This is a genomic window from Streptomyces sp. NPDC017056 (assembly GCF_044332485.1).
GTDB lineage: Bacteria > Actinomycetota > Actinomycetes > Streptomycetales > Streptomycetaceae > Streptomyces.
This window is the reverse complement of sequence record NZ_JBIRPD010000003.1, coordinates 374,998-399,304: the sequence shown is the minus strand read 5'-3', so window position 1 is coordinate 399,304 and position 24,307 is coordinate 374,998. Positions and strand designations below refer to the sequence as shown.

The 24,307-nt window shown below is 72.5% G+C and carries 18 protein-coding genes and 2 pseudogenes; 7 read left to right on the top strand and 13 right to left on the bottom strand.

Translation table 11 applies throughout. The annotated features are described in order from the left end of the window. The first annotated feature begins 78 nt into the window (after window positions 1-78). A pseudogene (locus tag ACH4OW_RS07510) lies at window positions 79-532 on the top strand (VOC family protein). A 163-nt stretch (window positions 533-695) separates the two neighbouring features. Here the strand turns inward: ACH4OW_RS07510 and ACH4OW_RS07505 are convergent. The 4 genes from ACH4OW_RS07505 to ACH4OW_RS07490 all read right to left on the bottom strand — a co-directional run bounded on the left by ACH4OW_RS07505 (window position 696) and on the right by ACH4OW_RS07490 (window position 4,514). Continuing rightward, on the bottom strand, window positions 696-1,487 hold the full coding sequence (locus ACH4OW_RS07505; protein WP_360125213.1) for an ABC transporter permease: 792 nt from the start codon (window positions 1,485-1,487) through the stop codon (window positions 696-698). Between the two features lie 16 nt (window positions 1,488-1,503). Then, window positions 1,504-2,415, bottom strand: coding sequence for an ABC transporter ATP-binding protein (locus tag ACH4OW_RS07500; protein WP_360125215.1), 912 nt, complete (start codon window positions 2,413-2,415; stop codon window positions 1,504-1,506). Window positions 2,416-2,485: 70 nt separating this feature from the next. Next, window positions 2,486-3,397: an ABC transporter permease gene (locus tag ACH4OW_RS07495; RefSeq protein ID WP_398025707.1), complete on the bottom strand. Its 912-nt coding sequence runs from the start codon at window positions 3,395-3,397 to the stop codon at window positions 2,486-2,488. Then, window positions 3,387-4,514 carry an ABC transporter ATP-binding protein gene (locus ACH4OW_RS07490; protein WP_398025705.1) on the bottom strand — a complete coding sequence of 376 codons (1,128 nt, stop codon included), beginning with the start codon at window positions 4,512-4,514 and terminating at the stop codon, window positions 3,387-3,389. Before ACH4OW_RS07490 ends, ACH4OW_RS07495 begins: the two co-directional genes overlap by 11 nt. Before the next feature lie 350 nt (window positions 4,515-4,864). On the opposite strand from ACH4OW_RS07490, the gene ACH4OW_RS07485 reads away from it, so the two are divergent. The 4 genes and pseudogenes from ACH4OW_RS07485 to ACH4OW_RS07470 form a co-directional block, all read left to right on the top strand. Then, on the top strand, window positions 4,865-5,743 hold the full coding sequence (locus ACH4OW_RS07485; protein WP_398025703.1) for a M24 family metallopeptidase: 879 nt from the start codon (window positions 4,865-4,867) through the stop codon (window positions 5,741-5,743). Further along, window positions 5,740-7,512, top strand: a complete 1,773-nt coding sequence (locus ACH4OW_RS07480) for an SDR family oxidoreductase (protein ID WP_398025701.1) — start codon at window positions 5,740-5,742, stop codon at window positions 7,510-7,512. Before ACH4OW_RS07485 ends, ACH4OW_RS07480 begins: the two co-directional genes overlap by 4 nt. 92 nt (window positions 7,513-7,604) lie before the next feature. After that, the gene (locus tag ACH4OW_RS07475) at window positions 7,605-8,528 is read left to right on the top strand and encodes a metal-dependent hydrolase (protein WP_398025699.1); all 924 of its coding nucleotides are present in this window, start codon (window positions 7,605-7,607) and stop codon (window positions 8,526-8,528) included. An 11-nt stretch (window positions 8,529-8,539) separates the two neighbouring features. After that, a pseudogene (locus ACH4OW_RS07470) lies at window positions 8,540-9,280 on the top strand (MerR family transcriptional regulator); the annotation flags it as partial. A 558-nt stretch (window positions 9,281-9,838) separates the two neighbouring features. Here the strand turns inward: ACH4OW_RS07470 and ACH4OW_RS07465 are convergent. The 3 genes from ACH4OW_RS07465 to ACH4OW_RS07455 all read right to left on the bottom strand — a co-directional run bounded on the left by ACH4OW_RS07465 (window position 9,839) and on the right by ACH4OW_RS07455 (window position 12,396). Continuing rightward, on the bottom strand, window positions 9,839-10,222 hold the full coding sequence (locus ACH4OW_RS07465) for a hypothetical protein (protein WP_398025697.1): 384 nt from the start codon (window positions 10,220-10,222) through the stop codon (window positions 9,839-9,841). Between the two features lie 186 nt (window positions 10,223-10,408). Further along, window positions 10,409-11,809 (bottom strand): carotenoid oxygenase family protein, encoded by a 1,401-nt coding sequence (locus ACH4OW_RS07460; RefSeq protein ID WP_398025696.1) that lies wholly within the window; start codon window positions 11,807-11,809, stop codon window positions 10,409-10,411. Further along, window positions 11,806-12,396, bottom strand: a complete 591-nt coding sequence (locus ACH4OW_RS07455) for a hypothetical protein (protein ID WP_398025694.1) — start codon at window positions 12,394-12,396, stop codon at window positions 11,806-11,808. Before ACH4OW_RS07455 ends, ACH4OW_RS07460 begins: the two co-directional genes overlap by 4 nt. A gap of 102 nt (window positions 12,397-12,498) precedes the next feature. Between ACH4OW_RS07455 and ACH4OW_RS07450 the strand changes: the two genes are divergently transcribed. After that, entirely contained in the window at window positions 12,499-13,188 is a 690-nt protein-coding gene (locus ACH4OW_RS07450) for a PadR family transcriptional regulator (RefSeq protein ID WP_398025692.1), read from the top strand. Between the two features lie 100 nt (window positions 13,189-13,288). On the opposite strand, the gene ACH4OW_RS07445 is transcribed toward ACH4OW_RS07450, so the two are convergent. From ACH4OW_RS07445 to ACH4OW_RS07435, 3 genes are all read right to left on the bottom strand, one after another. Further along, window positions 13,289-13,999, bottom strand: coding sequence for a hypothetical protein (locus ACH4OW_RS07445; RefSeq protein WP_398025690.1), 711 nt, complete (start codon window positions 13,997-13,999; stop codon window positions 13,289-13,291). 161 nt (window positions 14,000-14,160) lie between these two features. Further along, window positions 14,161-15,060, bottom strand: a complete 900-nt coding sequence (gene htpX, locus ACH4OW_RS07440) for a zinc metalloprotease HtpX (protein ID WP_360125237.1) — start codon at window positions 15,058-15,060, stop codon at window positions 14,161-14,163. A 133-nt stretch (window positions 15,061-15,193) separates the two neighbouring features. Then, window positions 15,194-16,084, bottom strand: coding sequence for an LLM class flavin-dependent oxidoreductase (locus ACH4OW_RS07435; protein WP_398025688.1), 891 nt, complete (start codon window positions 16,082-16,084; stop codon window positions 15,194-15,196). A 199-nt stretch (window positions 16,085-16,283) separates the two neighbouring features. On the opposite strand from ACH4OW_RS07435, the gene ACH4OW_RS07430 reads away from it, so the two are divergent. Next, complete coding sequence (locus ACH4OW_RS07430) at window positions 16,284-17,219, top strand: HAD hydrolase family protein (protein ID WP_398025686.1); 936 nt, start codon at window positions 16,284-16,286, stop codon at window positions 17,217-17,219. Window positions 17,220-17,264: 45 nt separating this feature from the next. On the opposite strand, the gene ACH4OW_RS07425 is transcribed toward ACH4OW_RS07430, so the two are convergent. From ACH4OW_RS07425 to cydD, 3 genes are all read right to left on the bottom strand, one after another. Next, window positions 17,265-18,338 carry a peptidoglycan DD-metalloendopeptidase family protein gene (locus ACH4OW_RS07425; RefSeq protein ID WP_398025684.1) on the bottom strand — a complete coding sequence of 358 codons (1,074 nt, stop codon included), beginning with the start codon at window positions 18,336-18,338 and terminating at the stop codon, window positions 17,265-17,267. A gap of 379 nt (window positions 18,339-18,717) precedes the next feature. Continuing rightward, window positions 18,718-20,454: a GAF domain-containing sensor histidine kinase gene (locus ACH4OW_RS07420; protein WP_398025682.1), complete on the bottom strand. Its 1,737-nt coding sequence runs from the start codon at window positions 20,452-20,454 to the stop codon at window positions 18,718-18,720. A 202-nt stretch (window positions 20,455-20,656) separates the two neighbouring features. Next, window positions 20,657-24,244, bottom strand: a complete 3,588-nt coding sequence (gene cydD / locus ACH4OW_RS07415) for a thiol reductant ABC exporter subunit CydD (protein ID WP_398025680.1) — start codon at window positions 24,242-24,244, stop codon at window positions 20,657-20,659. Window positions 24,245-24,307: the final 63 nt, after the last annotated feature.

Genomic DNA, 24,307 nt, shown 5'->3' with positions numbered 1-24,307 from the left:
GGCCACGGCGATAACCCCCGCGCCCAACCCCGCCCTCGATACCGCCCGTTGTCAGTGGCAGTAGGTATAACTGCCCCCATGGCACTGACGTGGAAGTTGGTCATCGACAGCAGTAACGCCCCCGCTCTCGCGGACTTCTGGGCCGCGGCCCTGGAGTACGGAGGTGGAGGATCCCAGCGCTCTCATCGAGCAGTTGCTGGCCGCCGGGCACATAGGTGACGAGGCGGTTGCCGAGCACCGGGGCCGTAAGACCTTCCGGGGGTATGCCGCGATCCGCCATCCGGAGGACCCGTTCGACGCGGACAGCGGTGTCGGCCGCGGGCGGCGAGTGCTCTTTCAGGAGGTGCCGGAGGGAAAGGCGGGCAAGAACCGTCTGCACATCGACGTCCACAGCGAGCCCGGCGGGCGCGATGCGTTGGTGGCCCGGCTGGAGAAGCTGGGGGCGACCCGCGTCCGCGAGGTCGACCAGGGACTTGCCGGGCACTGGTGGCTCATGCGGGACCCGGAGGGGAACGAGTTCTGCGCGGAGTAGCGGAATAGCGGAGTAGTCGCGGGTCAAGGTCGCGGCGTGGGCAGCGGGCACGGGCTGCGGGCATGGGAAACGGCCCGCGCCCGCAGCCCGCGCCCCCGTATCCGTGTCCGTGTCCGTGAGAGGCCCGGCCGCCCCGTGAGACGGCAGCGGCCGGGCCGCCCCCCTACTCCTCCCCCGCCAGCGTCAGCGACCGCAGCTTGCGTGCCGCGTACCACGTGGCCAGGCCGGTCACGGCTACCAGGAGGACGACGGCCAGCGGCAGGCCCACCTCTGAGGTGATCGCGCCCTCCGCGCCGATCTTCTGGCCGATCGCGAGCGCCCACTGCTGCACGCTCAGTGTGCGCGCGCCCGGCACCAGGTTGCCGAAGAGGGACTCCCACACAAGGGCGTAGACCAGGCCGAAGACGACGGCGTGCCTGCTGACCGTGCCGAAGAAGAGGAACAGCGCGCTGTACGCGACGGAGGCCACGGCCGCGGCGACCGCGTACGCCACGGCCATCTGCTGGCTGTTGCCGTTCAGGACGAAGCCGGCGATCAGCACCGGGATCGCCGAGAAGGCGGCCGTCACACCGATCGCCACGAGCAGCTTGGTGAAAATGATCGACGAGCGGCGCAGGGGCTTGGCCAGCAGGTAGACGACCGAGCCGTCGTCGATCTCCGGGCCGATCGCGCCCGTACCGGCGATCACGCCGATCAGCGGCACCATCGTGGCGAGCGCGAACGTGCCCAGGACGCCGCCGGCGGTCGAGTCGTCGGCGCCGGCCAGCACCCGTACGGCGAGGGAGATGACGATCAGGAGGGCGGGCAGCGCGAAGAGGATGAGCGCGCGGCGCCGGCCGAGGAGGGCCCGGTAGGTGAGCCGGGCGACGGTGGGGTTGAAGACCGACGGGACCGGCGAGGGGCCCGGAGCGGGCGCCGCGGTCGGGTCCGGCCGGACCGATGAGGTCGCTGACATCGCTTTCAGGCTCCTTTCAGGCCGCGACGAGGTAGGAGAAGACCGATTCCAGGGACTCGTCGGAGGGCGAGACCGTCAGGAGGCGGATGCCGTGGTCGCGGGCGACGCGCGGCAGCAGGGCGGTGAAGCGGGGGAAGTCGACGGCCTGGACGCGCAGTGCGCCCTCCTGGAGGTCGACTTCGATACCGGCGGTGGAGGGGTCGGCGATCAGGGCCGCGGCGAGCGCCCGGTCGTCGTCGGAGCGTACGAGGTAGCGGTGCGGGCGGTCCGTCATCAGGCGGCGGATCTTGCGGAAGTCGCCGGACGCGGCGTGCCGGCCGGCCACCACCACCTCGATGTGCGAGGCGAGTTGTTCGACCTCTTCGAGGATGTGGGACGAGAACAAAACCGTACGGCCGTCGGCGCCCATCCGCCGCAGCAGGTCCATCAGCTGCATGCGCTGCCGCGGGTCCATGCCGTTGAACGGCTCGTCCAGCAGCAGTACGGACGGCTCGTGCACCAGCGCCGACGCCATCTTCACGCGCTGCCGCATGCCCTTGCTGTACGTGGAGATCTTGCGGTCCTGCGCGTACTCCATCTCCACGGTGGCCAGCGCCCGCTGGGCCGCCTGCCGCCCCAGGCCGTGCAGTTCGGCGTTGGCGACGACGAACTCGCGGCCGGTGAGGAAGTCGTACATCGCCTCGCGCTCGGGCACGATGCCGATCTCGCGGTAGATGCTCTCGTTGCGCCAGATGGTGCGGCCGTCGAGGGTGACGGTCCCGCCGGAGGGCGCGAGGAAGCCGCCCATCATGTTGATGAGGGTGGACTTGCCCGCCCCGTTGGGGCCGAGGAGGCCGGTGACGCCAGGGCCGATGGTCATGGTGATGTCGTTGACGGCAACGACGTTGCCGAACCAGCGGGAGACGTGGTCGATCTGGATGGTCGTCATGGGCGCGGCCCGTTCCTTCGGGGGCTGGTGGCGGGCGTCGGACGCGCCTTCAAGGGCGCGGGGCGGGCGGTCACAGGCCGGCCTTGCGGTAGCGGCGCATCAGGAGGGCGTACGAGCCCGCGATGACGGTCAGGGTGACCAGCAGCGCCACCAGACCGGCGGCGGTGGACGGCTGGACCTCGTCGGGGAACGACGCGGTACCGCCCAGGAACGTCGCCTGCACGCTGTCGATGAGCGTGACCGGCGAGAACAGCGCGAGCCAGCCGACGGCCTGCTCCTGGCCCTGTACGGCGGCGATGCCCTGCACGGCACTGACCGCGGCGTACGGGATCGTCAGTACGGCGATGACGGCGGCGACACCGAAGCCGCGGCGCGGGGTGAGCGCGGAGATCACCAGGCCGAGGCCGGCGAACAGCAGCGACAGCAGCACCACCGAGACCAGGCCCTGGGCCAGCCCCTTGGTCTGGTCGACGAAGTCCATCTTGGCCAGCAGCGCGCCGATGTAGAGGATCAGCAGCGGCGCGGCGGTCAGGACGAACAGGGCACTGGCCATGGCCGCGAACTTCGCCACCACGTAATCGACCCGCTCGATGGGGCGCGAGAAGTACAGCGGCACCGTCTTGAAGCGCAGGTCCCGTGAGACGGACTGCGGGGCCTGGGCGGCCAGGTAGAGGCCGATGACGGCCTGGAGGTAGATCGCGTACCTGCTGTACGCCACCGGCAGGTCGTTCATCTTCGTGAAGACCGCGACCGCCACCATGATGCCGGCGGGCAGGCACATCACGGCGAACAGCAGCATCGGCAGGACCTTGGATTTGGCCGAGCGGCCGAGTCCGTAGGCGCCGCGCAGGCTCTGCGAGAACAGAGAACGGCGGGCGTAGGCGCGGCCGAGGCGGGGGCCGTCGAAGTGGCGGTAGCCGATGTCGTGGATGACGTCCGGCGCCGCTCCTGCGGTGGCGGGGGTCCTGGTCTCAGGCGGCATCGGGCGCGCCTCCGTCCTTCGGTGCTCGGTGGGCGGTCGTCGCGGAGGCGGCCGCGGGAGCCACCGCGGCCCGCGCGCCGTCCTGGGAGCGCGCGTCCGGGGCACTGGCCGCGTCCTGGGCGTGCGCCGCGCCGGCTTCCGCCGCGTCGTCGCTGTGGAAGACCTCGGATATGCGGTGGCGGCGCTGTTCCATCCGGACCAGGCCGAGGCCGAGGCCGGCGACGGTGTCGCGCAGCAGGTCGTACGTCTCCTCGCCGGTGGCCTCCACGTACAGCAGGTGGCCCGCCGAGGCTTCGCTCCCGGAGCCGGGGGCGGCGGAGGACACCGCGACGCCCGCCTCGGCCAGCGCCGCACGCAGCGCCTTCGTGCCGTCCGGGTGCTCGTCGGTGTCCGTGACCTCGACCGCCAGCGAGGCGGTGGCCTGCGTGAAGTCGTCGGTGGCGGAGGAGCGCAGCAGTTTGCCGCCGTCGATGACGACGACGTGGTCGCAGGTGCGCTCCAGCTCGCCGAGCAGGTGTGACGTGACCAGGACCGAGATGCCGAAATCGGTGTACACGCGGCGGATCAGGCCGAGCATCTCGTCGCGGCCGACCGGGTCCAGGCCGTTGGTCGGCTCGTCCAGGAAGACCAGCTGCGGGTCGTGGACCAGCGCCTGCGCCAGCTTGACCCGCTGCTTCATGCCCGTCGAGTAGCCGCCGATGGGGCGGTAGCGCTCCTCATAGAGGCCCACGTGCCGCAGCGTGTCCGCGGTGCGCTCGCGGGCGGCGGTCGGCGGCAGGCCCGACATGCGCGCCATGTGGACGACGAACTCGGTGGCCGAGACGTCGGGCGGCAGGCAGTCGTGCTCCGGCATGTAGCCGACGCGCTCGCGGATGGCGCTGCCTTCCTTGGCCACGTCGAGGCCCAGGACGGCCGCTGACCCCTCGCTGGCCGGGGCCAGGCCCAGCAGCAGCTTGATCAGGGTGGACTTGCCGGCGCCGTTGGCACCCACCAGGCCGGTCACGCCGGGGGCGATGTCAACGGTGAGCCGGTCCAGCGCGGTCACCCTCGGGTACCGCTTGCTCAGGCTTTCGGTCACGATCACAGTCACGTCATCGACGGTAGTGGCGCGGACCACACCGGTCGTCAGACCTGGCGGCTGGTTCGGTCTCCGACCACAGGAGTAGGAGCCCGTAGGGGAGCTCCTGCTTTGGGCCCCCCGGGCCGTGAGGGGCGGGGTGGGGTGGGCAGGCTCATGGCGGGCGGGGGTGTGGCGGGCGGGCTCGTGGCGGGCGGGGGTGTGGCGGGCGGGCTCGTGGCGGGCGGGCTCGTGGCGGGGCTCGCCGGACCGCCGGAGCGCCGGACCGCAGACGTTTTCCACAGGCACGGGCAGACCCCTTGACGCCGCCGCCAGGCATTGTCACATTCATCAGTGTCAAGTTACGGGCACGTACCGCGATGATCGCTTCACGGAACGGACGGTTGGCGATGACCTCAGCGACAGGGACCCCAGTGGCCCGGGCGGGCGGCGGAGTGGGTGGACTCACCGCCGAGCTGCGGGGGTTCAGGGAGGTGCAGCGGCTGGCGTACGCCTGCGCGGAAGCGGTCGCGGCCCAGCTCAAGCCGGGTGTGACGGAGCGGGAAGCGGCGCGGATGCAGCGCGAGTGGCTGCGCGAGCGCGGGGTGCGGGACTGGTTCCACCTGCCCTTCGCCTGGTTCGGCGACCGCACGGCGTTCGCCGGCTTCCGCATACCGCTCCAGTTCTTCCCCACCAACCGCCGGCTGGAGCCGGGGATGCCCTTCATTCTCGACATGGCGCCGGTCCACCAGGGCTACACCGCCGACATCGGCTACTCCGGCTGCCTCGGGCTCAACCCGGTGCACGACCGGCTGCTGGCCGACCTCGAAGCGCACCGCGAGCTGATCCTGCGCGAGGTGCGCGAGCGCCGTCCGCTGCGCGAGATCTACGAGGACGTCGAGCGGCTCATGGTGCGGCAGGGGTACGCCAACCGGCACCGCGCCTACCCCTTCGGCGTCATCGCCCACAAGGTCGGCCGGGTGGCGGCCCGCCGCTGGTCGCCCACCCTCTTCGGGTTCGGCACCCAGTCGTTGAAGGGGCTGGCCTCCGACGCGCTGCACGGCCACCGCGACGGCTGGTCGCCGCTGTGGAGCCCGTACACATTCTCCGACCACCCGCCGCACCCGGGCCTGTGGGCAGTCGAACCACACCTCGGCTTCCGGGGTACCGGCGCGAAGTTCGAGGAGATCCTCGTCGTGACGGACTCGGCGGACCCCGAGGAAAGCGCCTTTTGGCTGGACGACGATCTGCCGCACGTGCGGCGCTGGCAGGAGGAGAAGGCCGCATGAGCACACAAGCCGGGCTGGAAGGCGCGCGGGAGCGCTGGGTCCGTACGGGCGGGGTGGAGCTGTGCGTCGCCGAGCTGGGCGACGCCTCGCGCCCCACGGTGGTGCTGGTGCACGGCTACCCGGACAGCAAGGAGGTGTGGTCGGAGGTGGCCCGCGGCCTGGCCGACCGCTTTCACGTGGTGCTGTACGACGTCAGGGGCTGCGGCCGGTCCAGCGCGCCCAAGCCGCTGCGCGGCGGCTTCACGCTGGAGAAGCTGACCGACGACTTCCTCGCGGTCGCGGACGCGGTGAGTCCGGACCGGCCGGTCCACGTGGTCGGCCACGACTGGGGCTCGGTCCAGGCATGGGAGTTCGCGACCGTCCGGCACACCGAAGGCCGGATCGCCTCCTTCACCTCGATGTCCGGGCCGTCCCTGGACCACTTCGGGCACTGGATCAAGAAGCGGGTGGCCCGTCCCACCCCGCGCCGCGCCGCACAGCTCCTGAGCCAGGGCGCCAAGTCCTGGTACGTGTACATGCTGCACACCCCGGTCCTGCCCGAGCTGGCCTGGAAGGGCCCCCTCGGCAAGCGCTGGCCGAAGATCCTCCAGCGGGTGGAGAAGGTCCCGCAGGGCGACTACCCGACGGCGTCCCTGCCCACCGACGCCGCGCACGGCGCCTGGCTCTACCGCGACAACGTACGCGCCCGGCTGCGCCGCCCGCGCGCCGACGCCTTCGCCCACTGCCCCGTCCAGCTCATCACGCCCACTGGCGACGCCTTCCTCTCCGAGCGGCTCTACGACGACCTCGACCGCTGGGTGCCGCACCTGGTGCGCCGCACTCTCCCGGCCAAACACTGGGTGCCGCGCACCCGGCCCGGTCAGCTGGCCGCCTGGATCGACGAGTTCGTGACGTCCAAGGAAGAGGGCGACCCGGCCAAGGAGATCGTCGCCCCCGGCCCGTACGCCGACCGGTTCGGCGGCCAGCTGGTGCTGGTCACCGGCGCGGCCAGCGGCATCGGGCGGGCCACCGCCTTCGCCTTCGCCGAGGCCGGGGCGCGCGTCGTCGCGGTGGACCGGGACGCCGAGGGAGCGGCGCGTACGGCCGAGCTGGCGCGGCTGATCGGCGCACCGCTGGCCTGGGCCGAGACGGTCGACGTGTCCGACGAGGCCGCGATGGAGAAGCTGGCCGGCAAGGTCGCCGCCGAGTACGGCACCGTCGACGTGCTGGTCAACAACGCCGGCATCGGCCTGTCCGGCTCTTTCCTCAGCACGACCACCGAGGACTGGAAGAAGGTCCTGGACGTCAACCTGTGGGGCGTCATCCACGGCTGCCGGCTCTTCGGACAGCAGATGGCGGACCGCGGGCAGGGCGGCCACATCGTCAACACCGCCTCGGCAGCGGCCTTCCAGCCCTCCAAGCTGCTGCCGGCCTACGGCGCGTCCAAGGCGGCGGTGCTCATGCTCAGCGAGTGCCTGCGCGCCGAACTGGCCGCCCAGGACATCGGCGTCACCGCCGTCTGCCCCGGCATAGTGAACACGAACATCACCGCGACGACCCGCTTCACCGGCGTCTCCGCTGACGAGGAGAAGCGCCGCAGGGCCAAGTCGTCCCGCTTGTACGGAATGCGCAACTACCCGCCGGAGAAGGTCGCCGACGCGATCCTGCGGGCCGTGGTCCGCAACGAGGCGGTCGTCCCCGTCACACCCGAAGCGCGCGGAGCCCACCTGCTGTCCCGCATCAGCCCGCGTGCCCTGCGCGCCCTCGCCCGCTTCGAGCCGCCCATGTGAGCCCTTCCGGAGGCCGCGGCGGCCGGAGCCCGGACGGCCGCGCCGCCGCCACGCCCCCGGCCCCCTCTCGTCACACGTCAGGAGCCGCCAACGTGAGCGCGAACCACACCGGACCGGAGGAGCACCACACGATCGCACCCCGCCGGGTCTCCTTCGACTGGCGCGAAACCCCACTGCACTGGATACCGGACGAACCCACCGCCACCCACGTCATCAACGTGCTGCACCTGCTGCTGCCCGCGGGCGAGCGCTGGTTCGTCAAGGTCTTCAAGGAAGCCCTGCCCCTGGTCCGCGACCCGGCGCTCCTCAAAGACGTCAAGGGATTCATGGGTCAGGAAGCCACCCACAGCGTCCAGCACGCGTACGTCCTGGAACACCTCGCGCACCAGGGCCTGGACACCGCCCCCTACACGAAACACGTCGACTTCCTCTTCGAATACCTCCTCGGCGAGCGCCCCCCGTTCGCCGCCCCCGTCCCCACCCAGGAATGGCTGCGCTTCCGGCTCTCCCTCATAGCCGCGATAGAGCAGTTCACCGCCGTCCTCGGGAACTGGGTGCTGCACGCCGAAGGGCTGGACCGGGCCGCCCCCGACCCGGTCATGCTCGACCTGCTGCGCTGGCACGGCGCGGAGGAGGTCGAGCACCGCGCGGTCGCCTTCGACATGTACCAGCACACCGGCGGCGAGGGCCTGCCCCGCTACGCCCGCCGCGTCCTGGGCATGGCCGTCACCGCTCCCGTGCTCCTGTACCTGTGGGTCTGGGGAGCGGCCTACCTGATACGCCACGACCCGCAGCTCGCCGGCCGGCTGCGCTACTCCCTGCGCCGGCACAACGACGCCGTACGCAAGCAGCTCCTGCCGACCTGGCGCGAGCTGGGCACCGCCGTACCGCGCTACCTGAAGCGGTCGTACCATCCCTCGCAGGAAGGGTCGCTGCGCAAGGCCGTCGCCTACCTTGCGTCCTCCCCGGCAGCCCGCGCCGCGGCGGGCGCGGTGGGTCGCGCGGCCATCTCGTAAGGAGCACCGCATTGACCGACCAGTCGCCGCCGCCGGCCGAGTACCGCATCGAAGACCTGGCCCACATCAGCGGCACATCGGTCCGTACGATCCGCGCCTACCAGGACCGCGGCCTCCTCCCGAAACCGGAGCGCCGCGGCCGGGCCAACGTCTACGGCGACGAGCACCTGGAGCGCCTGCGCCGCACCGCCGACCTGCTCGACCGCGGCTACACCCTCGCCAGCATCAAGGAACTCCTGGAAGCCTGGGACACGGGCCGCGGCCTGGGCGGCGTACTGGGGCTGGTCGCCGAGGTGGACGGCCCGTGGAGCGACGAGGAAGCGGCCCGCATCACGCGTGCCGAACTGGACGCCGCGTTCGGCGGCGCCCCGGACGAGGACGCCCTGGCGGACGCCGTCGAGCTGGGCGTCCTGGAACGCCTCCCCGGCAGCGACGGCGCCTTCCGCGTCCCCAGCCCCCAGGAGCTGGCGGTCGCCGCCGAACTGCACTCCGCCGGCGTCCCCCTGACCGCGATCTCCGGCCACCTGCGCGAGCTGCGCGGCCAGGTCGAACACATCGCGGCCCGCTTCCTCGACTTCACCACCGAGTACGTCTTCCGCCCCTACCTCGACCACCAGCCCACCGACGCCGAAGCCACCGAGGCAGCCGGCCTCGTACGCCGCCTCCGCCCCCTCGCCCAGCAAACCGTCGACGCCGAACTGGCCCGCGCCATGCGCACCCTGGCCACTCGATACGTCCGACACCACCTCGGCGATCTAGGCGACCTCAGCGACAGCGGCGGCATCAGCGGCATCGGCGGCCTCACCGACATCAGCGGCCTCAGCGGCATCGGCGGAACGGACGCCACTGGGGCGGACGCTACTGGGACAGGCGTTACCGGGAGGGGCGCTACCGGGACGGGCGCCACCGGGAGGGGCACTCCCGGGACGGGCGCCACCGGAACGGTTGAAGCCGCCGCAGAGCCCGGAGGCTTCGATGGGCCCAGGGCCTCCGGGAAGCCTGGCGACTCCGGGAAGGCTGGCGTCTCCGAGGGGCCCGGCGCCTCCGAGGGGCCCGGCGCCTCCAAGGAGCCTGGCGGCTCCGACGGGCCCGCAGCGGCGCCTCCCGTCACCGGCGTGGCTTCTCCCGCGCCCTCCGGGGCCGCGATGATCTCCCTCCCCGCCGACACCGTCCGAGCCGTACACGACCTGGTCGGTCAGGAGAACGTGGCTGCGTTCATCGTCGCCGCCACCCAGCGCGAGGTCCAGGCCCGCACCATGGACGCCCTGACCACCCGCCGCCCCCCGCCCCGCTGACCACGGCCGCGGCGCTCAGTCGAGGATCATGTCGCCGAAGGTGACCTTGCTGTTCCAGTTCCCCCCTCCCCAGTTGTGTGAGGCGGTCGAAGGTGCATTGGTGTGCTTGCCGATGGTGACGGCGCCGACGTCCCGTCCGGCCGGCCGATAGAGGCGCCCGGCTGAACCGGCTGCACCGGCCAGTCCGAACCGGCCGTGGCGGCCGACCTGACCGACCCGGCTCGCCTGACCGATCCGGCCCGCCTGCCCGACCCAGCCGTCGGGCCCAAGCCGGCCGTCACGGAGGACGGCTCCGGCCCGGCCGCCGTTGCTGTCGGCGGCGGCCGTACCGGTAGTGGTCAGGACGGCCGTGGCGACCAGGGTGAGTACGCCGAGGGCAGTCGCGGTTCGCAGGGGCATGGGACCCTTCCATCGTCGGGAGCCGTCAGCCGGAGTGCTCGCCCGGAGCCGTCTTCCGCAGCCGTCGCGTGAGGCCGCCGTCCGAGGTCGCCGTCCGGTGGGGACACCCTCATCCGATACCGGGGCGCCCCCGGCCGCCATCCGGTCGCGTGCACTCGGGGGACCGGCGACGCCCCGGCACAGCCGCTACCCGACGGGGTCGGGTATCCAGTTCCCGTGGAAGCCGTAGGGCACCCGCCGGGGCAGGTGGACCGCGGCGACCGGGCCGGCGGATATGTCCTCCGCGTCGAGGATGACGAGGTCGCTGGTGTCCTTGGCGGCGTCGTAGACGTAGGTGATCAACCATCCCGGCCCGCCGGGGCGGTCGTCCGCCGGCGCGAACGCCGCCTCTCCCGGTGTGCGGCCGGGGCCGAAGTCGTGCCGGACGCTCGTCCCGGTGTGCAGGTCGTAGCGGATCAGGGCGCCAGGTACGGGCCCTGAATCGGGACTTTCGGCGCACGTGAGGTGCCCGAACCGGGCGTCCAGGCCCGCCAGGCGGTCGTCCACCCGCGGGAACTCGCCCGGCTGGTCGTCGATCTGCTCCTCGGCGACCTTGCCCGCCACCAGGTCGACGGTCCACCGCCACAGGGTGGGCACCGACGCCGGCTCGAAGTCCGGGTAGCGGGAGACGTAGAGCACGATGCGCCCTTGGGCGTCTTCGTACGCGTTCATGGAGTGGAAGACGTAGCAGGGATCGATGGAGAACCAGCGGACCGTGCCGTACGGATCGTCGCGCCGCAGTACGCCCAGCCGGGCTCCGTACTCCGGGTCCCAGACGAACGGCATGCCCGGCACCCGCCTGTTGTAGACGACCGGCAGGTCCATGAAGACGACGTGCCCTGCCGTCAGGTGGAAGTCGTGCATCATCGTGGGCCCCGGCACGTCGACCGGGCGGCTGACCACCAACGTGCCGTCGGCGTCGGCCCGGTGGTAGGTGAGGTACGGCGGGGTCTCGGCGGCGTAGCCGAAGAAGTGCAGTTCGCCCGTGGTCGGGCAGGTCTTCGGGTGGGCGGTCATGGCGGTGGTGAGACGGCCGGCGAAGTCGTGCGGGCCGACGGTCTCCAGCTCGTGCCCGGGCCAGCAGTCCAGCTCGTACGGGAAGGAGGACTCGACGAGGGCGAGCGTGCGGCCCGCGTGACGGACCACGTGGGTGTTGGCGACCCCGGCGGTCAGGTCGCGGTTCCCCTGCTCGTCGCGGATGCGGGCGCCGTCGGTGAACGTCGACGTGCGGACCCAGCGGTTGCGGTACGAGACGGCCTTGCCGCCTTCCAGTCGGACTCCGTGGACCATCCCGTCGCCGAAAAACCAGTGCGCCGAGTCGGCGTCGCGCGGGTTGGGGCCGTTGCGCAAGTACCAGCCCGTCAGCTCGGGCGGCACCGCGCCGGTGACCGGCAGTTCGTGTGCGGTCAGTTCCTCGGTCACCGGGGCGAAGTTGCCCGCCAGATGCGGGGCCGGCGCGGCCGCCGGGCCGGTGAGCGCAGGGGCAGTGGGCGCAGGGCCGGTGGGCGCAGCAGGGGCGGTGGGACCGGTCGAATTGTTCGTTGTCATGCGGGCCGAGCCTCCTGGACGTAAGGGCGTTCGGCGACCTTCTTGAGGAAGCGCGCTTTTGCACGCTCCGGGTAGCCCGCGGTGAAACGCCACGGGATGACGAAGACGCTGACGTGGATGGCGATCAGGGCGGACAGGCCCAGTCCGTAGGCGGTGACCAGGACCTGGCCTGCCGCGGCGAGGGCGAAGGACGCGCCCCATACCGCGCTGAGCACGTAGTTGATCCGTAGGAAAACCGGGGTGCCCCAGACCTCGGGCGGCGCCTTGCGGCGGGCTATGGCGAGCGTGAAGGGGCGGCGGGCGACCGTCGATCCCAGCGTGATCAATGCCAGCCAGCCCGAGGACAGCGCACCGTCGTAGGCCCGCAGTCCGCTGTCGGGGCTCAGGAACGCGAGCACGGTGATGCCCGCGAAGAAGACGAGAGAGCCGTAGTCGAGGATTCGGGCCGACGGCGAGAGGCCGTCGGCCCGGTCCGCGTAGAGAAGTACGCAACCGAGCAGGAGGCCGGCCAGCGCGCCCCACTGCCACACCGCCCACGACAAGGACCCGTAGGCGATCCACGGGATGAAGCCCCGTAGGTAGTTCATAACTCTCTACTCCCCCGTACGTCGACGACATTCCAATCTCGACATGTCAAAGCTAGAAGGTCCTGCGTTGACGTGTCAAGACTGGAAGGTAAAGTGACGGTCATGAGCCTCCGACATGCCGTTCTGGGGCTGCTGGCCGAATCCCCCGCCAGCGGCTACGACTTGATGAAGACCTTCGACGAGTCGCTCGCGCACGTCTGGCCGGCCACCCAGAGCCAGGTCTACGGAGAGCTGAACAAACTCACGGCGACAGGACTCATCGAGGTGGTGGCGCACGGCCCGCGCGGCCGCAAGGAGTACGCCATCACCAAGGGGGGCCGCGCCGAACTGCACCACTGGCTCACCGAAGTGGAGCCGACGGGCCCCCAGCGGCACGACGGGCTATTGCGCGTGTTCTTCCTCGGCGTCCTCACGCCGCTGGAGGCCCGCGCGTTCCTCCTGCAGCAGGCCGAACGGGCAGCCCGCGCGCACGCTCGCTACCAGAATCTGGCCGACGCCGGCCCCTGGGACGCCGAGATGCTCGCGGTCTACGGGCGTATCGCCCTGGAATTCGGCATCCGGCAGACCGCCATGGTCGAGGACTGGGCCAAGTGGGCGGCCGAGGAGATCAACTCGGACCAGGCCCGACGCTCACGGGAACGGCTCAAGAACCAGGAGCGGGAACAGCGGCCGAGCGAGGAGCAGGAACAGCGGCCGAGCGAGGATCCGAAGCAGGACGGTGCGGGACGGGACGGGGCCGCTCAGGACACGGCCGCTCGCACCGACAACCTCCAAAACACCGAAGCGGGTTGAGCGGAGCGCGGCCGTCCGGCCCGCTCACTGGCTGGGAACACCCCAGGCCGGGGAACCGCCGACCCAGACCGGGGAACCGCCGCCCAGCTCGCTGGCCCGCTCAAAGGCCGGGAGCACCCCAGACCGGGAACCACCGGCTCAGGTCCGGTTCGGTCTCCAGGTCGTCGGCGAGGATCCCCCGAACCTCCAGCTCCAGCGCGTTGTCACGCTTCTCGCCCGCCCCGGGCGAAGCACCTCCCCCGGGCGAAGCACCTCCCCCGGGCGAGAAGCCTCCCTCGGCCGAAGCGCCTCCCCTGCCCGAAGCGCCTCCCCCGGTCGACCCGTCTTCCCCAACTGGTCCGCCCCCTCCAGCCCCACCAGACCCTGCCGCCCCCTGCGGCGCAAACGGGTAGAAGGTGCCGCGCTTGTACAGGTAGACCAGCGCGAGCGCGCGCCCCCGTTCGTCCCGGAAGCCCATCAGGGAGCACAGCAGCTGCGGCCCGAACCCGGCACTCTCCAAAGAGGTGTTGACCGCATGCAGGTCGTTCACCAGGCCCGCGGTGTCGTCGGGAGCGTGCCGCGCGAGCATCCACGTATAGCCGTACTCGTCCTGGCTGAACTCGGCCGGGCTGCCCAGGAGGCCGCGTACCTCCTCCTGGATGCCGCGGAACGCGCCGCCCTCGACGCTCGCGAAGCACACCGAGCCGAGGCCGGTGGGCCGGAACCCGGCCGCGGCTTCGAGGGCGACGGCGGCGGAGGGCAGCGCGAACAGCCGGTCGAGATCAGGACGTACCGGTTTGCTGCGTCCGAGGATGGCGTCCAGGAATCCCATGCTGTGCACTCTCCTTGTCCGTTCGTGAGCGCGGATGACCGGAAGCCGATGACGGGTGCCCGGCCGCGTCCGCCCGGATGTCGAGGGTCGGATGTCGGGGGTCGGATGTCCGTTACGCGGACGGCTACCGCCACCCGAAGGGCTACCGCCACCCGGATCCGCTACGGCCGCCCCAGCTGGGCCGAGATGCGCCCCAGCTGTTCGAGCCGCTGCTCCAGCGTCGGGTGCGAGGACAGCAGCCGCCCGAAGCTCTCCTTCGAGAACGCCGGCACGAAGAAGAACGCGTTGAACGGCTCGGCCTTGCGCAGGTCCCGCGTCGGAATCCGCGCCATCTGCCCGGTGACCTTGGTGAGCGCGGCGGCCAGCGCGGACGGCCGCCCGGTCAGGATCGCCGCTGCCCGGTCGGCGGACAGCTCGCGGTAGCGCGACAGCAGCCGGGTCAGCAGGAAGCTGACGGCGTAGACCACGGCGCTGACCAGCGTGACGATCAGGACGGCGATCGCCGCGTTGTTGTCCCGGTTGTTGCGTCCGACGCCGCTCCACAGGGCCGCCCGGGTGATGATCCCGGCCAGTACGCCGAGGAAGGACGCGATGGTCATGACCGCGACATCGCGGTGTGCGACGTGCGACAGCTCGTGCGCCAGTACGCCTTCCAGCTCCTCCGGCTCCAGCCGCCGCAGGAGCCCGGTCGTCGCGCACACCATCGCGTTCTTCTGGTTACGGCCGGTCGCGAAGGCGTTCGGTACGTCCGATTCGGCGACCGCGACCCGGGGCTTCGGCATGTCGGCCAGCGCGCAGAGCCGGTCCACGGCGCCGTGCAGTTCGGGTGCCTGCTCGGGGGTGACCTCGCGCGCCCCCATGCTGAAGGCGGCGATCCGGTCGCTGAACCAGAACTGCGCGACGAACATGGCGCCCGAGACGATCAGCACCACCACCCACGCGCCCTTGAGCAGCACCACCAGCGCGCCCACCACGACCACGTACAGCAGGCCGATGAAGAACATCGTCGTGACCATGCGCGATGTCAGGCCGCGGTCGGGGGCGAATCGGGTTCGTGCCATGCCTCTCAGTCCTCCAAACCGCAGAGTCCGCAGAGTCCAGCCGAGGAGCCGCGGGGGCGCCTCTACCCGATTCTCCCTCTTCTCCGGTCCCGACGGGGGAAAGCGCAGGCCAAGGGAGCACCTGCCGCCGGTGCTATCCGAGCTGCGCCGGGGCCTCCGTGGCGATCCGCTCGAACACCGCCTGATCGGCTTCGAAGACCGAGCCGGCGATCGGCCAGTGCAGCACGATCTCGTCGATGCCCGCCTCCGCGTGCGCGCCCGCGAAGTCGACGAAGGCGTCCAGGGAGGCCAGCGGGCGGTCCGGGGTGAACCCGGTGAGCATGATCTTCGCCAGCTCCCCGGCGTCCCGCCCGGCGTCGGCGCACGCTTTGCCGAGGCGCCCGACCTGCCTGCGTACCGCTTCCAGGGACTCGGCCGCGGTACCGGTCGCGGAGGTCTTCGGGTCGCCGGTGGTCACCCACGCCTGCCCGTACCCGGCGGCCAGCCGCATCCCGCGCGGCCCGGTCGCCGCCACCGCGAAGGGCAGCCGCGGCCGCTGCACGCAGCCGGGGATGTTGCGCACCTCGTGGGCTCGGTAGTGCGTGCCCTCGTAGGACACCACGTCCTGTGTCAGCAGCCGGTCCAGCAGTGGGACGAACTCGCCGAAGTGGTCGGCCCGTTCCCGCGGTGTCCAGGGCTCCTGGCCGAGTGCCGTGGCGTCGAAACCGGAGCCGCCGGCGCCGATGCCCAGGGTGATCCGGCCGTCGCTGATGTCGTCCAGCGAGATCAGTTCCTTGGCGAGGGTCACGGGGTGCCGGAAGTTCGGGGAGGTGACGAGCGTGCCCAGGCGCATCCGGGAGGTCGCGGCAGCGGCCGCGGTCAGCGTCGGCACCGCGCCGAACCACGGGCCGTCGCGGAAGCTGCGCCAGGAGAGGTGGTCGTACGTGTACGCGGTGTGGAAGCCCAGGTCTTCGGCGCGCTGCCACACCTCCCGGCCACCCTCGGACCAACGGCGGACGGGGAGGATCACGGTGCTCAGTCGCATGGGTACGAGCCTACGGCGGTGCGCAAGGGACGCCGCGGGCGCATGTTGCCCGTGTGAGGCCGACGGCCGGACGGGCGCCGAGGATGTGGGCGCGGGGCGCGCACGCCGTCTACGCGGGCGCGTCCGTGTACGTACGGCACCGAGCCGTCAAGCTCATGCGCGCAACCCACCGCACGCTTGTGCGCGCATATGCGCGAAGATGGACTCCGTGACTGAAGCCTCCGCCAAGCTGCCGCCGGCTCCCCGATCGGCTGAAACGATCCGGCTGATCGCCACCGACCTCGACGGCACGCTGCTGCGCGACGACAAGACGGTCTCCGGCCGTACGGTCGCCGCGCTGGCCGCCGCCGAGCGCGCGGGCATCGAGGTCTTCTTCGTGACCGGCCGCCCGGCGCGCTGGATGGACGTGGTCAGCGATCACGTCCACGGGCACGGGCTGGCGATCTGCGCCAACGGCGCCGCCGTGGTCGATCTTCACCACGGCCGCCGCGTCGTCGAGGTCAGCCCCCTGGAGCGGCCGGAGGCGCTGGCGGTCGTCCACGCGCTGCGGGACGCCGCTCCCGGCACGGCCTTCGCGGTCGAGCGGACCGGCAGCTTCAACTACGAGCCGGAGTACCCGCCCCTTTCCTTCGACCGGGCCGCCGTCGTCGCGCCCGCGGAGAAACTGCTCGCCGAGGCGGTTCCGGAGACCGGCCGTTACCCGTCCCTCCCGCGGGCCACGGAGGACGCCTCCCCGTCTCCCGAGGACATCGGTGCCGACCAGCCCGTACTGAAGCTGCTCGCGTACCACCCCGGCCTCGATCCGGACGACTTCCTCGGTCTGGCCCGCGCGCACGCGGGCAGGTACGCCTCGTTCACCCGGTCCAGCCCCACCGCTCTCCTGGAGATCAGCGGGCTGGGCGTCAGCAAAGCCGGTACTCTGGCGCGCTGCTGCGCCCAGCGCGGTATCACCCCGGACCAGGTGGTCGCCGTCGGTGACATGCCCAACGACATCGAGATGCTGGCCTGGGCGGGCACCTCGTACGCCATGGCCAACGCCCACCCCGACGTGCTGGCCGCGACCGACTTCCACACCGCCGCGAACAACGAGGACGGGGTCGCGGCGGTCATCGAGCGCGTCCTGGAGCAGCGCTGATCCGCGGCCGCCCCTGAGAGCCCGCGCCCCGGGAGCAGCCCCTCGTCACAGCCGCACCCCCCGCTTCCGCAGCCACAGCACCGGATCGACCCCCGACCCCATCTCCGGCGTGCGGCGCACCTCGAAATGCAAGTGCGGGCCGGTGGAATTGCCGGTCGTCCCCGACAGCGCGATCTGCTGGCCGGGCCGTACCCGCTGCCCAGGGCCGACCGCCACCGCCGACAGGTGCGCGTACTGCGAGAAAACGCCCGCGCCATGCTGTACGACCATGCTGATGCCGAAGCCGTCCCCGCAGGTCAGGCTGGTCACCCGGCCCCGGCCCACCGACCGAACGGGCGTGCCGACCGGCACCGCGAAATCCTGGCCCGTATGGCCACGCGCCCAGCGACGGCCCGAGCCGCCGAATCCGGCCGAGAGTTTGTAACGTGCCACGGGAGGGGCCCAGTTCCTACGCGGTGCCCTCTCCGGAGGTTCCACGGACGCCGAGCGCGCTGCGGCGGACACCGCGCCGGGCAAGCCACCGCACCGGCCACCACGGGACACTCGCCTGGACAGTGCTTGCAGCCTGACGCGTGCCGCTACCAGGCGGCTGCTGAGACGTCGGCGATCTGCTTCGAGCCGTACCCGGCGGGCACCGAGCAGAGTGGCTCGGGCGCGCGCGGAAGCACTGTCCACGGCCAGGGACCGGCTCGTGCGTACCGCGTCCCGGGTACGGGCCGCCAGCAGCTGCTGGCGGCGCTCGGCCGCACGGTAGTCGCGAAGTACCGACTCCGGGTCGCGGGCGGGCGGTGTGCGCTGCGCGAACGGCAGTCGGCTGCCCGTACGGTACTGCGCGCCGGCGATCGCCCCCGCCAGCCGGCGCAGTTCTGCGGTTCTGTGTCGTTCCCGGATCAGGGCCGTACGCAGCCGTGACGCCTGGGCCCGGCCGGTCCTCAGCGCGCGGAGAACCTCGGTGTACGACTTTCCGGCCCGGCCCGCCGCCTGGCCCAGCCGGATCACCTCAAGGCTCGTGCGGGCCAGCCGGTCGGCGTCGTCGGCGTGCGCCCGGAAGGCGGCCGACAGCGGCGGTAAGTGCTGGGCCGGCCTCGCCCGGGCACCGGCCGGGCCAGTACCGGACACCGCGGACAGTGCCACTACCAGCGTCAGCGCCGCACGCACCGCGCGCGGCCCGCTTCCGCGGCGCCAGGGAGAACGGCGGGAGGCCCGCCCACGGGCACACCGGGCAGCGCGCCACCGCCCGCGGACCACCTCGCGCAACCATTCCGGCATAAATGGACACATAGCGGGATGATTGCCCGCCTCTGGCAAAAAACAACTAATATTAGTTCTTTACGCTGCTCCTAACGCCCCGATCGGAGCAGTCGGGCCCACGCGGAATGGCCTGAATCAACCGCTCCACCGACCGTGGTAACCACCCCAATGCAGGACGTACCGGCCGCGCGAAGGTCATTTCTCCGTGTCGGCCCCCGGCCGCCTCTCAGAGCGGACCTTCCGCCTCTCAGAGCGGCGCTTCCCACGTCACCATCGTCCCGGACCCGTCCTCGCCCAGCCCCGGCCCGTACGTGCTCGAACCGCCCAGCGCCTCGGCCCGCTTGGCGAGGTTGCGCAGGCCGCTGCGCCGGCCGCCGGCCGGGATGCCCACACCGTCGTCGGCGACCGTCAGCCGTACGCCGTCCCGCCCGTCCGGCAGCTCGACCGTCGAGTCCACGACGACCTCGATGCGCGAGGCGTGCGCGTGCCGGAAGGCGTTGGACAGCGCCTCGCGCAGCGCGGCGATCAGGTTCTTGCCGGTCAGCTCGCCGACCCTGGCGTCCACGGGGCCGACGAAGTTCGCGGACGGCTGGAAGCCGAGCGGCACGGCGGCCGTGCCGATCTCCCGCAGGACGCGGGTCCGCAGCCCGGACGGCGCCTCGGCGGGCCCCTGTTGCAGGGCGAAGATCGCGGTACGGATCTCCTGGATGGTGACGTCGAGTTCGTCGACGGCCTTGCCGATGCGCTCCTGCACCTCGGGCACGATCGATCTGCGCTGTGCGCTCTCCAGCATCATCCCGGTCGCGAAAAGCCGCTGGATGACCAGGTCGTGCAGGTCTCGCGCGATCCGGTCGCGGTCCTCGTAGACGGCGAGGCGTTCCCGGTCGCGCTGGGCGTCGGCCAGGACGAGCGCCAGGGCGGCCTGCGCGGCGAACTGCGTGGCCAGCGTCCGTTCGGCCGCGCTGTAGGGCCGCGCGCCGCGGTGCCGCGGCGTCGACAGCGTGCCCAGCACCCGGCCGCCGCTCTTGAGGGGCAGCATCATGCTGGGGCCGAACCGCGGCGCGACATCCGTGACCATCCGCGGGTCGCTCGCCGAGTCCTCCACGAACACCGGCTCCCCGGCGAGCAGTTGCGCGGCCACCGGGCTCTCGGGCGGCATCCGGGTGCCGATCAGCCCCGAGGGGTCGTCCGCCGACGCCGCGACGATCTCCAACCCGCCGCCCTCCGTGGGCAGCAGGACGATGCCGGCCGCCGACTCGGCCAGTTTGCGCGCCTGTTCGGCCACGACGGCGAGCGCGTCGTCCACGTCGCTGCCCGCCAGCAGCGCGGTGGTCACCGCGACCGAGCCGTCGATCCACCGCTCGCGCTGCCGCGTCGCCGCGTACAGCCGCGCGTTGCCGATCGCGATCCCGGCCTCGGTGGCGAGCACCCGCACCATGTGCAGGTCGCCCTCGCTGAACTCCCCGCCACCGCGCTTCTCGGTCAGGTAGAGGTTGCCGAAAATCTGCCCCTGGACGCGGATGGGCACCCCGAGGAACGTCCGCATCGGCGGGTGCCCCGGCGGAAAGCCGGCCGACCGCACGTCCTTGGTCAGATCGGCCAGCCGCAGCGCCTTCGGGTCGTGGATGAGCGCGCCGAGCAGGCCCTTGTGGCCGTCGGGCAGTGCGCCGATCCGGGCGTGTTCCTCGGCGGTGACCCCGTACGTGACGAAGTCCGACAGGCCCTCGCGCGCCTCGTCGATGATGCCGATCGCGGCGTAGCGGGCGTCGGCCAGCTCGGCGGCGGTCTCCACGATGCGGTCCAGCGTGATGTGCAGGTCGAGGCCCGCACCGACGGTGCGCATCGCCTCCAGCAGCTGCGGCACCCGCGCGGTCAGCTCGGTCGACAGGCCCTGGAGGCTGCGGGTCGCCTCGGTGGCCGCTTCCATGGGGTCGGGCTCAGGGGCGCCCGCACCGCCGGAGCCGGTGTGCCGCCCGGTACCCATGGGATCTGAGGGTCCTGTCGTGACTGCCATGAGACGAGCCTAATAGTCGCTTTTCCGCGGAAAGCCTTCTATGCGGCAATTCGGGCGCAAGGGCGGGTAGCTCTGCCGACCGGACCGCGGGGGGCCGGACGGATCAGCTCCGGGCCCGGCACCCGCCGCAACCGTACGCAGCGGCCGCCCGCGCCCGTCACTCTTCGGCCGCTCACCGGCCCCGGCCCGCGTCCACCAGCCGCCCGTCCGCCTCCCGCGCGGACCGGGCCCGCGCGTCCACGGCCCGTTCGCGCTCCAGCATCCGCCGGAACGGGCCGTCGGCCGCCGCCAGCTCCGCGTACGTACCGTGCTGTACGGAGCGGCCCTCCTCCAGGACCAGCACCTCGTCGACGGCCGCCAGCCCCGCCAGCCGGTGCGTGATCAACACGGTCGTCCGGCCCTCGGTCGCGGCCAGCAGGTCGGCGGTCAGCGCGTCCGCCGTGCCCAGGTCGAGGTGCTCGGCAGGCTCGTCCAGCACCAGGACGGGGAAGTCGGCGAGCAGCGCGCGGGCCAGCGCGAGGCGCTGCCGCTGGCCCCCGGAGAGCCGGGCCCCGTGCTCGCCGACCATCGTGTCGAGCCCGTCGGGCAGCGACCGCACCCAGCCGGCCAGCCGCGCCTGTGCGAGCGCGCCCCACAGCGCGTCCTCGTCCGCTCCGGTTCGGGCGAGCCGCAGGTTCTCCCGGATCGAGCTGTCGAAGATGTGGGCGTCCTGCGCACACAGCCCGACACGCCGCCGTACCGCGTCGCCTGCCGCGTCCGCCGCGTCCACGCCGCTGAGCGTGTACGAGCCCGACTCCCGGTCCAGGAAGCGCAGCAGCACCTGGGCGAGCGTCGTCTTCCCCGACCCGGACGGGCCCACGACCGCGAGCCGCCGGCCCGCGGAGAGGGTGAAGCCGACACCGTCCAGCGCCGGGACCCGCTGCCCGGCGTACCGGGCGGTCAGGCCCTCCACGACCAGCGGGAAGGGCGAGTCCGGCACCGGTACGGCCGCGGTCCCCGCCGGTTCGGTGACCGGCTCGGGCGCGTCCAGCACCTCGAAGACCCGTTCGGCCGCCCGGCGCGTGCGCTGCCGGTACTGCACGGCCAGCGGCAGCCCGGCGACGGCCTCGAACGCGGCGAGCGGCGTCAGGACGACAACCGCCAGGCACACACCCTCCAGCCGCCCGGCGTGTACGGCCTGGACGCCGACGGCGGCCGCAGCGGCCACGGTCAGCCCGCACAGCAGCGCGGACAGCCCGGCCCCGGCACCGGCGGCGGCCGCCGAGCGGGACGCGATCCGGGTCAGGTCACGGTCGGCGCGCCGGGCCCGGTCGATGCGGGACGCGAGGGCGCCCGACACCGTGAGCTCGGCCGTTCCGGTGAGCAGGTCGACGACGCGGGTCGAGAGCACGCCCCGCGCGGGGGACAGCTGCCGCTCGGCACGGCGGGCCAGCGCGGCGGACAGGGCCGGCACGCCCACGCCCGCCAGCAGCAGTCCTACGGCGAGGACGGCACCCGCCTCCGGCAGCAGCCAGGCCGTGAACCCGACGGAACCCACGCCGACCACCACGGCCGCTCCCACCGGCAGCAGCCACCGCAGGAAGTAGTCCTGTACGGCATCGACGTCGGCCACCAGGCGCGACAGCAGATCGCCGCTGCTGCGGTCCCGCAGCCCGGCGGGCGCCAGGCGCTCCAGCCGCTGGAAGACGGCCACCCGTACGTCCGCGAGCATGCGGAACACGGCGTCGTGCGCGACCAGCCGCTCCGCGTAGCGGAACACGGCCCGGCCGATGCCGAAGGCCCGGGTCGCGGTGACCGCCACCATCAGGTACAGCACGGGCGGGTGCTGCGCCGCCCGGGAGATGAGCCAGCCGGAGGTCGCCATGAGCCCCACGGCGCTGCCCGTCGCCAGGCTGCCCAGCAGCAGCGCCAGCCCGAGCCGGCCCCAACGGGCCCGCGCCAGCCGCCGGAGCCGCGCCAACGCGGACCCCCGACCACCGGAGGCGACAGCCGGCCCGGCGCCCGGACCGGCCTGGGCAGCGCCGTCCCGTACGGCTTCCGCGGCGTCCTCCCGCGCCGCCTGTGCGCCGACGTTCCCGGCGCCTTCCGGCACCGCCGCGTCGGCAGCCGCCCCGCCTGCCGCCACCGGCGCGGCCAGCCGCACCGTGCGGTCCGCGACGGCCAGCAGCGCCGGGCGGTGGACGACCAGGAGAACCGTGCGGCCGGCCGCCAGGCGGCGTACCGCGTCGACGATCCCGGCCTCCGTCTCGCCGTCCAGGTTCGCGGTCGGCTCGTCGAGCAGCAGGACCGGGCGGTCGGCCAGGAACGCGCGGGCCAGGGCCAGGCGCTGCCGCTGGCCCGCCGACAGTCCGGTGCCGCCCTCGCCGAGCACGGTCCGCGCCCCGTCCGGCAGCGCGGTGACGAAGTCCAGGGCTCCGGCGTCGCGGAGCGCGGCGTGCACCGCCGCGTCGTCCGCCTCGGGACGGGCCAGCCGCACGTTCTCGGTGATGGTGTCCGCGAACAGGTACGGGCGCTGGGCCACCCAGGCGACCTGGCCCCGCCACTTCTCCGGGTCGATGTCCGCCAGGTCACGCCCGCCGACCCGCACCCGCCCCGCCGCGGGCGCCGCGAAACCGAGGAGGACGTTCAGCAAGGTGGTCTTGCCCGCGCCGGAGGGCCCCACGAGGGCCACCGTCTCACCGGGCCCGACCTCGAACGACGTCTCGGGAAGCGAGGGTTCGGCACGCCCGGGGTGACGTACCACGAGGCCCTCGACGGACAGTGCCGTGCTGCCGGGCACGGACCCGCTGCCCGTCGTGCGCAGCGGCGTCTCCAGCACCGCGAAGATCTCCTCGGCGGCCGACAGCCCTTCCGCCGCCGCGTGGTACTGCGCTCCCACCTGCCGCAGCGGCAGATACGCCTCGGGCGCCAGGACCAGCACCATCAGCCCGGTGTACAGGTCGAGTTCGCCGTGCACGAGCCGCATGCCGATGCCCACGGCGACCAGTGCCACCGAGATCGTCGCGAGGAGTTCCAGGGCGAAGGAGGAGAGAAAGGCGATCCGCAGGGTGCGCAGCGTGGCCCGGCGGTACTCGCCGGTGATGGAGCGGATGGACGCCGCCTGCGCCTTGGCCCGGCCGAAGACCTTCAACGTGGGCAGGCCGGCGACCACGTCCAGAAAGTGCCCGGACAGCCGCGACAGCAGCCGCCACTGGCGGTCCATGCGGTTCTGCGTGGCCCAGCCGATGAGGGCCATGAACAGCGGGATCAGTGGCAGCGTCACGACGATCGTCGCCGCCGAGATCCAGTCGCCGGTGACGATCCGCGCCAGCACCGCCACCGGCACCACGACCGCCAGTCCCAGCTGCGGCAGATAGCGCGCGAAGTAGTCGTCGAGCGCGTCGATGCCGCGGGTGGCCAGGGTGGTGAGTTCCCCGGAGCGCTGGGTGCTCAGCCATCCCGGCCCGAGGCCGGCGGCCGCCCGGGTCAGCAGCCGCGTACGCAGCTCGGACTTGACCGCCGCGCTCGCCCGGTGCGCGGCCAGTTCCGTCAGCCAGGCCACCAGGCCGCGGCCGACGGAGACCAGCGCGAGCCACACCACCGGTGTGCCGAGGTCACCGAGGTCGCGGCCGTGCTGGAAGGCGCCGACGACGACCTCGGCGACGAGCATGGCCTGGCCGATGACCAGACCTGCGCCGACCAGCCCGAGGAGCACCACCGCGGCGAGGAAGAAGCGGGTGGCGCGGGCGTAACGCAGCAGGCGCGGGTCGACCGGTTTCACGTGAAACAACCCTTCCTCGAAGGAAGTTGATCAGTGGGGCCCCGGCCGGGGCCCCACCGGGCA

Coding starts and splice junctions, on each gene's coding strand:
- ACH4OW_RS07465 (WP_398025697.1), bottom strand. CDS start 10,222: ATGCCCCTGCGAACCGCGACTGCCCTCGGCGTACTCACCCTGGTCGCC.
- ACH4OW_RS07430 (WP_398025686.1), top strand. CDS start 16,284: ATGGACTCCGTGACTGAAGCCTCCGCCAAGCTGCCGCCGGCTCCCCGA.
- ACH4OW_RS07505 (WP_360125213.1), bottom strand. CDS start 1,487: ATGTCAGCGACCTCATCGGTCCGGCCGGACCCGACCGCGGCGCCCGCT.
- ACH4OW_RS07460 (WP_398025696.1), bottom strand. CDS start 11,809: ATGACAACGAACAATTCGACCGGTCCCACCGCCCCTGCTGCGCCCACC.
- ACH4OW_RS07435 (WP_398025688.1), bottom strand. CDS start 16,084: ATGCGACTGAGCACCGTGATCCTCCCCGTCCGCCGTTGGTCCGAGGGT.
- ACH4OW_RS07480 (WP_398025701.1), top strand. CDS start 5,740: ATGAGCACACAAGCCGGGCTGGAAGGCGCGCGGGAGCGCTGGGTCCGT.
- ACH4OW_RS07450 (WP_398025692.1), top strand. CDS start 12,499: ATGAGCCTCCGACATGCCGTTCTGGGGCTGCTGGCCGAATCCCCCGCC.
- ACH4OW_RS07485 (WP_398025703.1), top strand. CDS start 4,865: ATGACCTCAGCGACAGGGACCCCAGTGGCCCGGGCGGGCGGCGGAGTG.
- ACH4OW_RS07500 (WP_360125215.1), bottom strand. CDS start 2,415: ATGACGACCATCCAGATCGACCACGTCTCCCGCTGGTTCGGCAACGTC.
- ACH4OW_RS07420 (WP_398025682.1), bottom strand. CDS start 20,454: ATGGGTACCGGGCGGCACACCGGCTCCGGCGGTGCGGGCGCCCCTGAG.
- ACH4OW_RS07445 (WP_398025690.1), bottom strand. CDS start 13,999: ATGGGATTCCTGGACGCCATCCTCGGACGCAGCAAACCGGTACGTCCT.
- ACH4OW_RS07455 (WP_398025694.1), bottom strand. CDS start 12,396: ATGAACTACCTACGGGGCTTCATCCCGTGGATCGCCTACGGGTCCTTG.
- htpX (WP_360125237.1), bottom strand. CDS start 15,060: ATGGCACGAACCCGATTCGCCCCCGACCGCGGCCTGACATCGCGCATG.
- ACH4OW_RS07495 (WP_398025707.1), bottom strand. CDS start 3,397: ATGCCGCCTGAGACCAGGACCCCCGCCACCGCAGGAGCGGCGCCGGAC.